This is a genomic window from Planctellipticum variicoloris (genome assembly GCF_030622045.1).
GTDB classification, from domain to species: Bacteria; Planctomycetota; Planctomycetia; order Planctomycetales; family Planctomycetaceae; genus Planctellipticum; species Planctellipticum variicoloris.
Map to the genome: position 1 here is coordinate 6,190,782 of NZ_CP130886.1, position 15,573 is coordinate 6,206,354.

The 15,573-nt window shown below is 62.7% G+C and carries 13 protein-coding genes and 1 tRNA gene; 9 read left to right on the top strand and 5 right to left on the bottom strand.

Translation table 11 applies throughout. The features are described 5' to 3' along the window. Positions 1–126: 126 nt before the first annotated feature. The 3 genes from SH412_RS24170 (at position 127) to SH412_RS24180 (ending at position 4,717) form a co-directional block, all read left to right on the top strand. Positions 127–2,148, top strand: coding sequence for a serine/threonine protein kinase (locus tag SH412_RS24170; protein ID WP_336520599.1), 2,022 nt, complete (start codon positions 127–129; stop codon positions 2,146–2,148). Between the two features lie 159 nt (positions 2,149–2,307). Further along, positions 2,308–3,561 (top strand): FHA domain-containing protein, encoded by a 1,254-nt coding sequence (locus SH412_RS24175; protein ID WP_336520600.1) that lies wholly within the window; start codon positions 2,308–2,310, stop codon positions 3,559–3,561. 25 nt (positions 3,562–3,586) lie between these two features. Next, on the top strand, positions 3,587–4,717 hold the full coding sequence (locus SH412_RS24180) for a hypothetical protein (protein WP_336520601.1): 1,131 nt from the start codon (positions 3,587–3,589) through the stop codon (positions 4,715–4,717). 31 nt (positions 4,718–4,748) lie between these two features. On the opposite strand, the gene msrB is transcribed toward SH412_RS24180, so the two are convergent. After that, on the bottom strand, positions 4,749–5,339 hold the full coding sequence (gene msrB, locus SH412_RS24185) for a peptide-methionine (R)-S-oxide reductase MsrB (RefSeq protein WP_336520602.1): 591 nt from the start codon (positions 5,337–5,339) through the stop codon (positions 4,749–4,751). A 32-nt stretch (positions 5,340–5,371) separates the two neighbouring features. After that, a complete protein-coding gene (locus SH412_RS24190; RefSeq protein ID WP_336520603.1) occupies positions 5,372–6,028 on the bottom strand; it encodes a hypothetical protein in 657 nt (218 codons plus the stop codon). A gap of 190 nt (positions 6,029–6,218) precedes the next feature. On the opposite strand from SH412_RS24190, the gene SH412_RS24195 reads away from it, so the two are divergent. Together SH412_RS24195 and SH412_RS24200 are read left to right on the top strand one after the other, a co-directional pair. After that, positions 6,219–7,421 carry an FG-GAP repeat domain-containing protein gene (locus SH412_RS24195; RefSeq protein WP_336520604.1) on the top strand — a complete coding sequence of 401 codons (1,203 nt, stop codon included), beginning with the start codon at positions 6,219–6,221 and terminating at the stop codon, positions 7,419–7,421. A 138-nt stretch (positions 7,422–7,559) separates the two neighbouring features. Then, positions 7,560–7,643: transfer RNA gene (locus SH412_RS24200), tRNA-Leu, on the top strand. A 402-nt stretch (positions 7,644–8,045) separates the two neighbouring features. On the opposite strand, the gene SH412_RS24205 is transcribed toward SH412_RS24200, so the two are convergent. Next, positions 8,046–8,654 carry a hypothetical protein gene (locus tag SH412_RS24205; RefSeq protein ID WP_336520605.1) on the bottom strand — a complete coding sequence of 203 codons (609 nt, stop codon included), beginning with the start codon at positions 8,652–8,654 and terminating at the stop codon, positions 8,046–8,048. 335 nt (positions 8,655–8,989) lie between these two features. On the opposite strand from SH412_RS24205, the gene SH412_RS24210 reads away from it, so the two are divergent. Continuing rightward, a complete protein-coding gene (locus SH412_RS24210) occupies positions 8,990–9,235 on the top strand; it encodes a hypothetical protein (RefSeq protein WP_336520606.1) in 246 nt (81 codons plus the stop codon). 116 nt (positions 9,236–9,351) lie between these two features. Here the strand turns inward: SH412_RS24210 and SH412_RS24215 are convergent, their stop codons facing one another. After that, a complete protein-coding gene (locus tag SH412_RS24215; RefSeq protein ID WP_336520607.1) occupies positions 9,352–11,553 on the bottom strand; it encodes a protein kinase domain-containing protein in 2,202 nt (733 codons plus the stop codon). 310 nt (positions 11,554–11,863) lie between these two features. On the opposite strand from SH412_RS24215, the gene SH412_RS24220 reads away from it, so the two are divergent. Next, a complete protein-coding gene (locus tag SH412_RS24220; protein ID WP_336520608.1) occupies positions 11,864–12,193 on the top strand; it encodes a hypothetical protein in 330 nt (109 codons plus the stop codon). 170 nt (positions 12,194–12,363) lie between these two features. On the opposite strand, the gene SH412_RS24225 is transcribed toward SH412_RS24220, so the two are convergent. Continuing rightward, complete coding sequence (locus tag SH412_RS24225; RefSeq protein ID WP_336520609.1) at positions 12,364–13,032, bottom strand: hypothetical protein; 669 nt, start codon at positions 13,030–13,032, stop codon at positions 12,364–12,366. A gap of 441 nt (positions 13,033–13,473) precedes the next feature. On the opposite strand from SH412_RS24225, the gene SH412_RS24230 reads away from it, so the two are divergent. Next, positions 13,474–14,040: a hypothetical protein gene (locus tag SH412_RS24230; protein WP_336520610.1), complete on the top strand. Its 567-nt coding sequence runs from the start codon at positions 13,474–13,476 to the stop codon at positions 14,038–14,040. Between the two features lie 97 nt (positions 14,041–14,137). After that, positions 14,138–15,520: a transposase gene (locus SH412_RS24235; RefSeq protein ID WP_336520611.1), complete on the top strand. Its 1,383-nt coding sequence runs from the start codon at positions 14,138–14,140 to the stop codon at positions 15,518–15,520. Positions 15,521–15,573 lie beyond the last annotated feature (53 nt).

Genomic DNA, 15,573 nt, shown 5'->3' on the forward strand with positions numbered 1-15,573 from the left:
TAGTGCGCTGTGCCGACGATCTGTCGTGATGGTGAGACGGACCGAATAAATGTCGTCCTGGAATCTGGATCGCGTCGTCCCCAGCTCGTGCAAATGCCCGCTTCATGTGACAACCGAAGGTGAATCATGGCCCGCCCGCAGCCGACCCCGGATCGCCAGGCCGCCGCCGCAGCGGCGAGCCGGGAGATCCCGGCGTCCGCCGCCAGTCGGGAGACCAAAAAGCCCACGGACTCGGTCCCCATGGCGACAGGCCCGTTCGCCGCGCTGCCGGCCCGGTTCGGCCGCTACCAGGTCGAAAAGCTGCTCGGCCGCGGCATGATGGGCGCCGTCTATCTGGCCCGCGACACCCAGCTCGACCGCCTCGTCGCCCTCAAAATCCCCCGCGTCTCCGCTTCGGGATCCGCCAAGCTCCTCAAGCGGCTCGAAGTCGAAGCCAAGGCCGCCGCGAAGCTGCATCACCCCAACATCTGCAGCGTCTACGACTACGGCGTCCTCGACGACGTCCATTTCATCGCGCTGCAGTACGTCGAGGGCCAGGATCTGAAAAGCTGGCTCAAACGCCGCGGACGTCCCCTCGCCCCGGCCGCAGCCATTCGATTGATGTCAAAGCTGGCCGCCGCCGTCGGCGAAGCCCACCGCCAGGAAATCATCCACCGGGATCTCAAGCCCGAAAACATCATGCTCAAGCCGGACGGCGATCCGGTCATCATGGACTTCGGCCTCGCTCGCCGGGCCTCGGGCGCCACCGACGCCGGCCTGACTCAGGGCATGATCGTCGGCACGGCTCTCTACATGTCCCCCGAACAGGCCAACGGCCGGGCCGAAGGCATCGACCATCGCAGCGACATCTACGCGCTGGGAGTGATGCTCTACGAACTCCTGACCGGAGCCTGGCCCTTCTCGGGCGGCGCGATGGAAGTGATGGGACAGAAATCGGTGCAGGATGCTCCTTCGCCGCTGAGCGTGGATGAGACGCTCCCGCCGCAACTGGCGGCTCTGTGCCACAAGATGCTCGCCCGAAGAAAGGAAGACCGCGTCAGCACTTGCGACGAAGTCGTCGCCACCCTGGAATCCATCGACCTGAACGCCCCGGCGACCGATTCAAACGCACCACTCGACGGGATTTCGCCCGCTTCTGCCGCCCACGAGCCGAAACCGATACCAGGCCGTCGCAAGACCGGGAGACCACCCCTCAATCTCCCGACCGTACTGGCGCCCCTGCAGGCCTGGTGGTCCCGCTTCCCCCCCGTCGCGCGCTGGACGGCCCTCGGCGGAGCGGGAGCGCTCAGCGTGGCCTTGGGAGTGATGCTGTTCTTCCAGACCCCCGATGGCGTGCTGCAGATCGAAATCGACGACCCCACGCTGTCGGTAAAGTTCGACGGTCAGGCGATCACCATCGACAACGACGGACAACCGATCCGCGTTGCACCGACGGCGACCCATACCCTGGAGATTCTGCAAAACGGCGTAACGGTCGACGGAGGATCGCGCGAGATCAGCGTCACGAAGGGTGAGAAACGCCTGATCTCCGTCTCCCTGGTCGAGGGGCAGGTGACGATCGATGGCGAAGTCATCGCAGCGGCCTCGACCGACAACCCTCCGCCGGCAGCCGCCACACCCGCCGCGGAATCGACTCAAACCTCTGCAACATCCAGCAAACCGGCTGAGCCCGCGAACGCTCGCGATGGAATCGTCAATGGCGACTTCTCCAAAGGTCTGAGCGGCTGGACTCTGGACCGGGGGACCGAGTTCAACACCTTTCCAACGCGTGGCGGAAGGGCCATGACCAGCCACGGTCGGTCCAGGGGAGCCAGCACGGGACGCATGCACCAGACGTTTCAAATCCCCGACAAGGCGCGGTCCCTCAACTGGTACGTGCATGGCGCGAAGGTGCGAGCGGTGCATGTCGCGCTGATTTGCGACGGAAAAACGATCTACCGGACCGCAGGTCCGGACTCGAATACGCCGGTCCCGGTCTCCTGGGACTTGAGGCCGCTGCAGGGAAAAACCGTCACGCTGGAAATCGTCGATCGGGACCGACGATGTCACATCGGAGCCCACGGCTTCGAAATCCGGCTGGATCAAAGCGCCACCGGGAATGACTCCGGCAGCTCCAGTTCAGGAACGTCGACTTCCGCAGCGAACTGAGTTCCGGGCCATCCGGGAAGAGTTTTCATTGGATCGCGGCCTCTCGCCGACCTCCCCACGACATTTCCTGGAATTCCTCAAGAAAGTTGCAGATTCCCCGTCGGCAGGCGACAGTAATTCCGCATCTACTCGTGTCCGGAAGGCCGTGCGAGAGACCTCATGCCCGTCAAGCTCACGATTGAACGTCAGACGCTCCAGTTCGAAACCGACTCCGTCGGCATCGGCTCGGCGGCCGACAATCTCATCGCACTTCCCGGCGACAACCGGCTCGCCCCCCGCCACGCCGTCCTCAAATCCGTCAACGGCCGCTGGATTCTCGAAGTCCTCGACGGCTGCCCCGTCCGCATCGGCGACGGCCGACCCGTCCGCTTCGCCTGGCTCAACTCCGGCGACGTGATCCATCTCACCGAAACCGGGCCCGAACTCCAGTTCGAGGCCCCGCCATCATCCTCACCCCAGGTCGCCGCGACGGCGCCCGCCAGTCCGCCTGTGACTGCAACGCCCCCGTTCAAAGCTCCGGAAACCAAGGCCACTCCCCGAACGCCAGCAGCAACCCTCCCCGCGGCGCCGCCGGTCGCCGCTGTTGAATCCGCGGTGTCTGCCGGAACCTGGCGCCCCACGCCAAAACTTCTCGCCGGCGGTGCCCTCTCGCTCGCCCTGGTCGCCGTCGTCTGGGGCATCTGGCCCCGCAATGACCACGCCGCCCCCGCGCCGGTTGTCCCGCCAACCCCGAAGCCGGAAACCGTCGCACCAGCGAAGCCGGCCCCGTCCGCCGATCCGCAGGAATGCCTCGTGCTCATCGGCATCGGCGACCTGCGCAGCGACAATCGACCCCACATCCTCGGCATCGGCTGGCTCTGGAACGATCGCACCGCCGTCGTGCCCCGCACGCTCGGCGACACCCTCTCCGAACTGGTCGTCGCCACCGGCCGCGAAGGAGAACCGCGACAGGCCTGCGTCATTCAAGGCGTCCCGCTCGAAGTCGGCGAGATCACTCATCCCTCCGGAAACTCCGACATCTCACTCGTCCATCTCAAACAACCGGCCGAACTCGCCTTCCCCATGAGTCAGCGCTGGCGCCGCGTCACCGCGGCCGATATCGAACGCCTCCGATCGCGCAGCAAGTCGCTCTCGTATCTCTCCTACGCCCCGCTCCCCCGCTCCCCCAAACTTCGCGGTACCCACGGCTTCTCGCTCCATCCCTACGATCCCGAGTCCGTCCGCCTTACCACGGAAGAAGCCCGGCTGCTCTACGAACAGCGCCGACATCTCCTGAAATCCGACGACCCGGCCACGCGCCTCGAACGGGGCGGCCTGCTCCTCGACCCCGACCAGAAAATCGTCGGCATGACGTTGCTCGATTCGTCCATCGTCTGGACCGACGCCCTCGAAGCCGCGCTCGGAACTCCCTGATCATCGCAGCACAGGATTCGTCTCCATGAAACTTCATCCCGCCTGCCGGCTGGCCTGCCTGATCGGTCTGCTGGCTTCCCCCTCGCCAGCCTCCGCTCAATCCGCGCTCATTCGAGACCTGCTCTACGACCTGCGATTCGTCGAACGCGAAGAAGCCGCGGCCAAGGCGATCCGCCTCAAATGGATCAGCGAGGAACGGACCCGGATCCGCGAAGAGCTCACCAAGTACGAAGACGAACTGACCGAACTGCGCAAAAGCGTCCCCGATCCCATCAAGCCCCGCGTCCTGCCCCCCGCGGCCGCCAAGGCCCAGGATCGGGCCCAGACCAACTTCAACCTCTGGGCCGCAACCAACGATCCCCTCCGCAACGTCGCTATCATGAAGGGAACCGGGCTGAATGCCCTGATCCGGATTCTCGGCCCCATCGCTCACTGCCGTCGGCAGCGGGGCAGCTCCAGCCAGAATCAGGCCAACTTCCCCAGCCTCTCCCCCGGAGCCGCGCTGACGACGACCGACATGGCCCATCTCCGGCTCTCCCCGGCTACCTCGGCGGGGTCGCGCGTCGCCGTCCGGCTCAACCAGCTCCCGCTCGAAATCCAGTGGTCCCCGATCATGAGCCAGTACTGGCGGTCCGACTGCGACAGCATCCTCAAGGTCCGCGACGCTTTCACCAGCCAGCTCGCGTTCGCCAGTTCCGGGAATCACGTTCACCTGGAAAGCGGCGAACTGCTCGACAAATCGATCGAACTGCTGCAGGCCAAGGTGCTCCTCAAAAAGAAGCTGATCGCCAAAGACCCCAACCTGACCATCGCCAAACGGACTCAGATCCATCGCGAACTTCAGGAAGCCGTCCGCTACCTGGAGACCGTTCGGGCCACCGCCGAGCGGTTCAAGAACGTCCCCGGCGACTACAAGATCCGGACCTTCTCAGGCGGCTCGATCGAAGACTTCATCGACTTCTGCTACGTCCACGGCATGATCTTCCAGGAGGGCCGGCGCGACGACGAGGAAGCCTACATGAAGGTCTTCCATCGCATGCAGGACTACGCCCACGACGTGCAATACGTCGAAGACTGGAAAAGCGACGTCGAACAGCGCATCCGCGAGCTCGACGCCCAGGACCAGGCCCTCGTCTGGCGCGCGTCCCGCCAGTAGTCTCCCCCCCGATTCCCCCGGCGGGCGACCGTCACTCCTTGGATTCTTCCTCGGACGTCTTTTCAGCCGCACCGGGCGTGAACTTCAGCGACACCGAGTTGATGCAGTACCGCTGACCCGTCGGCGTCTGCGGCGCATCGTCAAAGATGTGTCCCAGATGCGAATCGCACTTCGAACACGTCACCTCCGTCCGCACCATCCCGTGCGAAACGTCCGCCGTCAGCTTCACGCGATCCCCCGCCTCGGCCGCGTAAAACGCCGGCCACCCGCACCCGGAGTTGAACTTCGCCTTCGACGCAAACAGCACCTGCCCGCACGCCGCGCAGGAATACGTCCCCGGCTCAAAGTGCTCGTCATACTTGTTCACAAACGGCCGCTCCGTCCCCTTCTGCCGCAGCACGTGGTACTGCTCGGGAGACAGCAGCGACTTCCATTCATCATCGGAGCGAACAACTTTCTCGGACATGGTCTCGGGCTCCAGAGCGGGGGCGGTCTGCACCATCGGATCGGCCGTCGCGGCGGGCGTCGCGGCGGGCGTCGCCGGAGTGTGAACAGCCGACGGCGCCGTTCCACAGCCCGCCAGCATCCCGCAGGCCAGAATCAGTATTCGACGAGAGGGCATCCTGCACTTTCCAATCAGGGGAGTTGTCACGATTACGGCGTCGGCACGTGAGCACTCAACACAACCACGCTTTGTGTCGTACCATCGCCGGTGGCCGACGTAAACCCTCCGACCACTTCCGGCACGCCGTCCTTCAGCCGGACCGTCGTCCGTCCCGTTTGCACTTTCTTCGACGGCGGCAGCGGAAAATCCTTCTCACCCTCGGCCTGCGGCTGGCCAGGCTGCGGTTCGAAGCGACTTTGCTCCACCTTCAATTCCACCAGAATTGTACCGGCCTCTTCCACACGCGACGTGGCGGAAATCAGCGTCCCCGCCTCTTCTCGCGAGAACGTCGGCTGCTGCTGCATCATCGGGTTCCCGCCGCGACCGCCGGGAAAAACCGTTCTGCCGGTGATCAGCGGGACGACTTCGCTGAACTGAAACTCCGCGGCGCTCTGCTCCAGTGTGTGAACCTTGATCCGGGTCAGGTGCGTCAGCTTGCCCGCTTTCGACCACGCATCAATCTGCTCCAGCATCGCCGGACCCGCCGGTCGCCCGGCAGCCGCGGCTCCCTCCGATGGAACCGATGCCGTCGCCAGCACGATCTCAAGCTGGACCACCTTTCCTGCCGCCGGCGGTTCCTCCGCCCGCAGCCCGGCACACACGCTCAACGCAGCCAGTACGGCACTGCAGAATCTCATCCGAATCATGGCTCGCATCCTCCATCAGGTGACTCCGGTCGCGGACAGTCCACTCTGACGAATTGAACACGTCCGGAAAACAGCGGTTTCGCAGGAATCCGGAATTCTCGGCCCCGCCCCGCCCCTCTGGCATCCACTGCTCCCCCTCCGTAAGCTGATCGCAGCACCCCATCCGACACCTGCGACGAAAGACCCGCCGATGCGACTGCCGCGCCTCGCCCTGCTGGCTCCCCTCCTCGCCGCCACCGGCGCCCTCGCCGCCGAACCCGCCTGGCAGCGCATCCAGCTCGACGACACCTTCCGCGCCGAAGGCTCCGCCGTCGGCGACTTCAACCGCGACGGCCGGCTCGACGTCAGCGCCGGCGAGTTCCTCTACCTCGCCCCCGACTGGAAACCGACCGAAGTCCTTCCCCCCGGCAAGTACGTCTACGACCAGGGCTACAGCAACAGCTTCGCCGCCTGGGCCTTCGACGTGAACCAGGACGGCTGGGACGACATCATCCACGTCCGCTTCCCCGGCCAACCCTGCCACTGGCTCGAAAACCCCCAGGGGCAGCCCGGCCACTGGAAACAGCACGAAATCTGGCACAGCGCCTGCAACGAAACCGTCCTCTTCACCGACGTCACCGGCGACGGCAAGCCCGAGCTTATCATGGGCTCCCAGCCCGAGCGGCAGATGGGTTTCCTCGAAGTCCCGCCCCCCGACAAGTGCCGCGACAAGTGGACTTTCCACGCCATCAGCGAAGCCGGCGAGCCCGGACAGAACGGCTCACACCACTTCTATCACGGCCTCGGGACAGGAGATATCAACGGCGACGGTCGGCGCGACGTCCTGATCCCCCACGGCTGGTGGGAAGCCCCGATGGACCGCCGGGCCGGGCTCTGGCGGTTTCATCCGTGGTCGCTGTCGAAGAACAACCAGGGCAACCCCCTCCCCGCCGCCAACCTGCAGGCCATCGACCTCGACCTCGACGGGGACAACGACGTCATCATGAGCTCCGCCCACCAGTACGGCGTCTGGTGGTTCGAGAACCCGGGCGGCGACTTCACCGACCCGTTCAAGTTCCACCTCATCGACGAATCCCTCTCCCAGACCCACGCCCTCGAACTGGTCGACTTCCACGGCGACGGAGTCCCCGCCCTCGTCACCGGCAAACGCTTCTTCGCCCACAACGGCAAAGGGGACCCCGGCGAACACGACCCCGTCCTCATCGTCTACTACGACATCCTCCGCCACAGAGGCCAGCCCCCCACGTTCGTCCGCCACGAGATCGAAGCCGGCCTCGGGACGGGGATCGGGACCCAGTTCACGGTGCAGGATCTCAACCGGGATGGCACTCTCGATCTGATTCTGGCCAATAAGAAGGGGGTGAACCTGCTCCTGCAGCAGCGTGTCCGGTGATCGGGGGACTTTGCGGAAGTGCTGAAGGGGCGGACTGTTACGCCGGCGTCGGCGCTTCGTCCGGGTGGCCGAAAAAAACCGGACGGCGAGCGCTTGCCCTCTCTGTGCGAAGCGCGTATCCTTCACGACTCGCACCGAGCCCAGGTGGCGGAACTGGCAGACGCGCTAGGTTCAGGACCTAGTGGTAGTAATACCGTGCAGGTTCGATTCCTGTCCTGGGCACCTTGATACGGAAGGGGTTACGACGACCGCAGGCGCCGACGCCCACGAATTCGCCGAGTGATTGGCGTGAGTTGGGGAAGTCTGGGAGCCGTGCGGGGGGTCGCTCCGCAGTGTCAGCAGGCGAATCCCACACGCCGGTCGGTCTCATCCGTTGAGACCGGTCGGCGTGTTGGCTTTCCGGGGCGGGGTTCCGCAGGGCTCTGCGGAGTTTGAGCGGTGATTCCGCCCCCATGACTTCTCGCCCCCGCGACCGGCGATCCACAGCCCCGCGATAGAGCCGGCGGCCGGTCGGTCGGTCGTCAGAGGGCGGACGATGGCGGCTGACGCGAACCGCCGCGGCGTCTGCGAATGCAGGCGACCCGATGGCGGGCGGCTGTGATGCGCGCGGCGGTTGGCTTCGAATCAGGCCGCCGGTTGTCGGCGGCGACGTCCTGCTCCGACCGCCAGGCCCAGGCTGGCGATGCTGGCGAGGGCCAGGGAGGCGGGTTCGGGGACGACGGGGTCACGGGGATCAAGCGTGGCTTCGAAGGCGACCGTTTCGCCGGAATTGAACAGATTGAGGGGTCCGGCGGTGGTGGGATCGTTCGTGAACTGGCCCACAAACGGATCGCCGTAGATCAGGCTTCTGTTCGTGGTCAGGTCGTAGGTGGCGAGCGCGGGATTGTTCAGCGCGTCGACGCGATCGAGTCCCGATGAGACCTCGGAGAAGCCGACCGACGACTCCGTCTGATCCAGGAACAGCCGGTAGACGTTGAGCAGCTTGCCGCTGCCGACGCCGGTGATGGTGAAGGTGACTGAGGAGGCGACGTTGAAGTACGTGGCGCCTGCGACGTCATACACGTTCGCGGTGTCCGCGGTCAGCTCGAACAGGAAGTCGGCGTTTGCGAAGCTGAGGCCATTGAGGTTGCCGTCGACAACTCCCGAGAAGCGATAGGTGATGGGAGCGGCGACGGCGTCCGTCGTCCACAGCAGGGCTGCCATCAGCAGCGTCGCGGAAAGTGCAGATCTCATGGCCCGTCCTCCGTGGCAGGGAATGGCAGTGCTGGATTTTCCCGGGCCACGAATCGCCGAGAAAGACCGAGTCCGAGCGCGTGCGAGCCAGCCGACACGCGGCAGGGCAAGGTATCGACGGAGGCCGGGCGGTCGCAATGGGTTGGCGCGAGTTTCCCTGGAAATGCCGGATGTCGGCCGCCGGGCCAGTGAAGCGCATCCAGATGTTAGCGCCCGCCGGTCGCGATCCGGCGATCTTCAGACTGGCCGGTGTCCGCGGTGTTCGATGCGGTCATCCGGTGCATTCGCTTTCGTCCGGTTTCTGTACCGGGCCGGCGGACGCGGGATCGACTGACATGCCGGCCCCGCTGGTCGACTGGCTCGCCGAGCATCTGGGAATCGACATCGTCCGGCAGTGGTCGCTCGACCGGTCGTACCTGGAGCTGCTGACGACGGCCCAGCTCCAGGAGCTGGCGGCCGAATGGAAGCTGCGATCAACCGACACGAAGCGGGGCGGCCTCATCGAGTGGCTGGCCGAAGCCGGCCGGGGAAAGCCTTGCCCGAAAGCGGTGCGGGGGATCAAGGCGGTTTCGCTGGTGTGACGCATTGCCGGCCAGTGGAGCCTTAATTGACGAGACTGGACAACGCGTTGATGAATAATCCGAGTCAGATCGTATTTCCACTGCAACATGACATAGCCGGAAGAACTTGCAACGACTCACACTGATTCTAGTTTGTCGATCACTCGCCCGAGCACTTCTCTCACCGCTGTGACACCTTCAAGCTGCCACGTGACTCGCGGAAACTCCAGGAGTACTTCGTATGGCTGCAATCTACCGTTACGGCGGCGAACAAAGGAACCGTAGGAGCGTATCGCGGTATCGACCCTTTCATTCAGTGCTTCCCTCGCGCTTCTCCAATCGGTACCGACTCCGAGAGTTGGACGGAGAGAGTGCACCGTAACAGTGATGCCGTCCGTTCCAAGAGATGAGCAATGAATCCCGGATTGCCCCGAAAGCGATCTGAATTCGTCAACACCTTCTCTTTCGCTCAATCCAACCATTGAAAACCGCAACTCAGTAGAAAACTCACTGACGCTCAAAATACGCCCAGCTTCGAATTGGCCAACTTCCAGTAGAATCCGCGACAGCTCATCTGCGACTTCGGACATGGTCCGAGGGCGGTCCTGAGGGTTGCGCTCACTGCATGCCTCGTAGAGACGCTGAAGACGCAGTGCCGGATCGTGACTTATCCACGTACCGAGTGTGCTGCGCAGCGGGACAAGATTCTCTGCAAGTCCAAGTGGCTTTGGGTCCTGCCCAGTAATAACGTAGAACATAAGTTGACCGAACGAATAAATGTCAACCGCTTTCGAGTGAGCGGCCGCGCTGCCGGGCTTGCCGAGCTGCTCCGGCGCGGCATAGAACACCGTTCCAAGCGCCTCAGTAGTAAGCAAGCTTGCGGTTGAAAACCACGCCAAGTCAAAGTCGGTCAGGTACGGCAACCAGCGTTGTCCCGTCGGATCAGGCTTCATAATGACGTTTTCAGGCTTCACGTCTCGGTGAATCACTCCCAAAGCATGTGCATGGCGGAGAGTGTCACAAATTGTCAGCAGTATCTGAAGTACCTGAGCGGGATCGTTTCCCGCATAGGCCCAGTCTCGCAAGTTCGCTCCCTCAATGAAATCCATCGTGAATCCAAGAGGGCACGTCAAGAATGAATGTACGCGCACGATGTGCGGATGACTCAATTGCTTCATTGCGTAAAAACCATTTTCGAACCGCTTTGCCTTTTGGTTCAGGTGCAGTTCTTGGGAATGGAAAGACTTCATGGCAAGCCGTCCATTCGGGCTCATCAATTCCCAGACTGTTCCAAATGAGCCGCTTCCGAGTCGCTGTCCTACTTGCGCGTCGTTTACTATGAGTCCTGTAGAGATATTGGAGAGGAACCGTGTGTCCTCAATGACCTTTTGAAGCGACACGCGAAACTGCGGATGCTCGTCGACGGCTTGACTCTCTCGTCGTCGCTTCTCGTACCATTTTAGAATCGGTTCTGCAGTCCGACACGCAGCTTGGTGACCAGTGCGTTGCCAGTTGACGGTGTCAACGATGCACTGAGTCACAAATGAGTGCAGTGTATTGGCGTGAGCGTGTGCCTGCGTAACCATTTCTTCGACGCGTTCATCGCGTTCGTGTTGGTCGCGAGTTCTTAGTCCACTGCCGAGGACCACTTGTCCGGCTATATCGCCTTTGAATACGGGCTGCTGATGCTTAGATACGCGGAAGGACCGATCGATGTAGTCAAAGAGAGAAGTTACAGTTACGTTTCCAAGTTGATCCGCTGCTTCTCCTCCCAACGCTTCGATGAGTGCCTGAGTGAATAGCCCGTGCCCGAGGGTTGTGTTCTCTGCTGCGTATTCGGTGTCGCGGCAAGCTGCCAGCAGGACCCGGCGATCGCTGAAAGTCTGCGCGACGTAGGTGAGATGTGTGGGAGAGACAAACGTATTCGCATTTCCGTTGCCGATATTGACCGCGCCGGATTGGCAGAAGTCGAGAAGTAGCACGACGGCTGAGTTTGGGATCGATTGGCTCTGAATCATCCTCTGTAGCAGATGAAGGTCGAAACCTGACTGCGGCGAAGCGTCCGTTCCATGCGAGCAGAAGAAGGGTCCGTATGGGAGGTTGATACCGTGGCCCGCGAAGTAGATCACAGCGCATTCAGTACCCTGTGAAAGGGTTAGCTCGACCGCCTTCCTAATCGCGTCGGTCGTCGCTTCCTCGTTTCTGAGGATTTCAACCACGAAGTCATACGTCGTCGGCTCAAGCAGGATGTTGGCAACGGCAACGGCGTCGGCTACGCATGATGTGAGCGGGGCAGTAGGGTAGTCGTCGATACCGACGCAGAGTGCGTATCTGCTCACGGGGATGATCTCGCCACAGGAGTGTATGAACGGGCACTTCCGCTCGATTGTTCCGTGAGGGTCTCCTGGTTGTCAACTATCGCACCTGAAATCTTGAGTATTGGCAGTGCCGGCGAGAATCCGGGCCGGTTCTCAATTGTTGAGAAGCGCAGCACACGCAGCACGCGCGAACACCACTGCAGGTTCCCCCGCCGTGCCGGCGGAAATCCGTCCCCTCTTCCGTCCCGACGCTATTCGCCCACACCTCACGGCTTTTGTCCTTCCACCGCACGCAGAGGCTGCGCGGCCCAAGCTGCAGCACTGGCGGAAGTTGATCGAATCCGGCAAGGCCGATCAGCTCAACGAGACGAAGCTCGTCCCCGACTTCCTGACCGACGTCTTCGGCGAACTGCTGGGCTACACCGGACCCGCGAGCGGCGGCGACCGCTACACGATTTCCCGCGAGGAGAACGTGGCCGTCGATGGCAAGGTGGCCGACGCCGTCCTGGGCGACTTCACCCCAACCGGTCAGCGGTTCGTCGTCGCCGTCGAAGGTAAGGGCACGAAGGACCCGCTCGACCGCCCGTTCGCGGGCCGGAAGAAGTCCGCCGTCGACCAGGCCCTGGGCTACCTGATTTCGCGCGAAATCAACCGCTGGTGAAAGGGCAGAACGCCAGCCGAGGATTCTCGGCAGGCGTTTGCTGCAGGTGCTGCGCGCAGATGGTCAATCTGCGCGCATGGGGACGCGATCCTTTCCTCGCGACCGGGGCGGAGGGAAACGACACTGATTGACTATCAGCGCACTCCAGCCGGTCAAACCGCGATGAATGATCAGAGTTCACGCTGCCCAGGGAATCGCGATCGTCGGCTCGCGCCGGACACACGATCAGAGCCAATGTGACTCACCGGCATCGGCTTTCGCTGCCGCGATTTGCGCTCCGGAGGCCACCAGAACGGAATGCCCCACGGTACTGCCCAGCCGAGGACGAAACCGGACATGACTGCGAGAGCCCCGGCAATCACCGCAAATTGCTGATTCGAGCCAGACTCGCTCGAATCGCTCAACCATTTGAGAAAGACCAACTCAATGGAGCCGATGAGGCCACACAACATGTAAACGCCGAACGCGATCGCATGCAGCTTCGTCGGACGTACAAGCAGCAGGCCCAACGCCGCATGTTCGATCGCGGCAGTGACGACCGAGAAGACGGGTGAGAAGCTTCCCCCCCGATCACCCGATGGCAACAGCAACCAGTCGAGGAAGAGAGGGCAAAAACCCGATGTAGGGATGCACGCGAGAGTGAACGAGAGAGGACGACGGTTCCAGTAATTCAGTGGCCCGTAAAAGAAGGCTGTCGAGGCCAGTCCATCAAAGATTGCGTCACACCAGATCGACTTTCCTCCCAATGCCGGCTCAAACATCCCTTTGAAGAACTGGCAGGAGAGGTACGCGATCGTGAGGCCGGCGAGGACGGCCGACATGATGATTGCCCGCGTCAAGACGCTCTTCTGATCGCGGAGAAAGGGGGGCTCACGAAGTGGCTTTGTCATCAGGTCGGCTCGTTGGATAGAGGCCCCGAGACGTGCCGTCTCGAGGGGCAATCGCGGACCAGCATGTCTGATTGACGCGAACGAATGAATGCCGCCTGCGGATCACGATTGCCCGGCGTTACTGCTCCAGCCACCCCCTGGTCGCGCGCTGATCGTCCATCAGCGCGCACGCCGCCAACCAGTCGATCAGCGGTTGAACGCGCGCCGGCGGGTAGCTGACGTGCGAACGAATCCGACTGCAGACCGCTCCCACGGCCGCGCGAGAATGGCTCAGCGCATTCACACCGTGGATTCGACGTATCTCGTTGTCTACCTTGAGATTGACAACCGTCCCGGCGCGGGTATTCTCACCCCAGCTCGTTCAGAGAATCGCAAGTTAGGCGGCTTTCCGTGACTGCTACTTTAGATAAATCACCGAGCTCGGAAGAGCGCGCTGCAGCGCGGCGGCAGGCCGTTGAGATTGCACGCATCATAGGTTCGAAAGCTGTCTCGTATCGGCGCATCACAATCGGAGAGCCTCAGTGTTCCTATCGTGTTCCGTTCCATGCTGAGGACTTCTGGTTCAAGGTGTTGGTATCAGATACCGCTTTTGTGTTCACCGGCGAGCATCGCCGCCGAGAGGCGTTCACTGTTCCATTCTGCGCCGCCATCAAGAATCCGTGGCGAAACATGGTCGCCACCACGCTGCGTTCCCGAGTCTCAGACGAGTTGGGCGTCGCCATTTACTCGCCCGAGAATATCACGGAGGCTGCTGTCTCAGCGCACTTGCTGACACCAGCTTGTTCCAGACTTCTCCGGCAGCTCGACTTTGCCGCGATTCGTTTGCTGTTCATCAATTCCATCCAGATCAGAGTGATTGCTGAGATGGTTTCGCCTGAGCACTGCGCTCAGCAGGTTCGACTGTTGCGCGAGTTGCTACTTACGATTTACCATGAGGCTCATGAGAACGCCGCCTAACAGCGTGTTGAAGTATTCCCCCTGACGCTGCCACGATCGAACGCGGTTTGTTATCTTCTCGCGGTCGGTCAGGCGCGGCGGTCACGGAGGGTTCCCGATGGCGATGGGACGGCGGAAGGAATCGCGGCAGGAGCCGCTGTTTGTCACGGCGGAGCAGCTGCCCCGCTCGCAGGGACATCCCTTCTACAAAGCGCTCAACGCGCTGCTCGCCGAAGCCGGCTTCGACCGCTGGATCGAGAAGCGGTGCCAGGCGTTCTACGAGCAGGTCGAGACTCGCGGGCAGCGCTCGATCCCGCCGGGCGTCTATTTCCGCATGCTGCTGGTGGGGTACTTCGAAGGGATCGACAGTCAGCGGGGGATCGCCTGGCGATGCTCCGACAGCCTGTCGCTGCGGGAGTTTCTGGGCATTCCGCTCGACGAATCGAGTCCCGAGCATTCGACGCTGTCGCTGACCCGCCGGCGGCTGCCGGTGGAAGTGTTCGAGGAAGTCTTTCAGTTCGTGCTGAAGATCGCGTCCGAAAAGAAGCTGCTCTCAGGCAAGACGGTGGGTGTCGACTCGACGACGCTGGAAGCGGATGCGGCGATGAAGTCGATCGTCCGCCGCGACACCGGCGAAGGCTGGAAGGCGTATGTCGTCCGGCTGATGCGGGAAGAAGGCGTGATTGCTCCCGACGAAGAACCGAGTGACGAAGACGTCCGCCGGTTCGACAAGAACCGCAAGAACAAGAAGGTCTCGAACGAGGAGTGGGTCAGCGAGACCGATCCCGAGGCGAAGATCGCCCGCATGAAGGACGGGACGACGCATCTGGCGTACAAGGCCGAGCACGTGGTGGACCTGGAGAGCGACCTGATCCTGGCCGCGGAGATTCGTCCCGCCGATCACGGGGATCAACAGACGCTGGTCGACAGCGTGCTGAAAGCGGAAGAAAACCTGCAGGCGATCGGCTGCGAACAGAGCATTGAAGAGGTGGCGGCGGACAAGGGGTATCACTCGGTCGCCACGCTGGAACTGTGCCAGTCGCTGGGCTTTCGGACCTACATCCCGGAGCCGAAGCGCAAGAGCGACTGGACGTGGACGGACAAGACGCCGGAGGACCAGCGGGCGGTGATGGGGAACCGTCAGCGGGTCCGGCGGGCGAAGGGGAAGCAGTTGCAGAAACGGCGGAGCGAAGTCTGCGAACGGACCTTCGCTCACGTCTGCGAGACGGGCGGGATGCGTCGGAGCTGGCTCGAAGGCCTGACAGAGGTGACGAAGCGCTACCTGATCGCGACGGCGGCGCACAATCTCGGGCGCGTGATGTGGAAGCTGCTGGGAGTTGGCAAGCCACGGAGACTGCAGGGGCGGAATGTGGCGGTTTGGGCGGTGTTCGGGGCGGTTTGGTCCGCGCTCGATTGGCTCCTGCGGAGCCAGACCGACCGAGCCGAGCAACCCGCCGGACTCGTCGCCCCCGCCCCAATCGTCGCCCGCCTGGCCGGGTGACGGAAAAGTGCTTTGTTCAACACGCTGCTAACCCTAACCATCCCGCTCCAGCG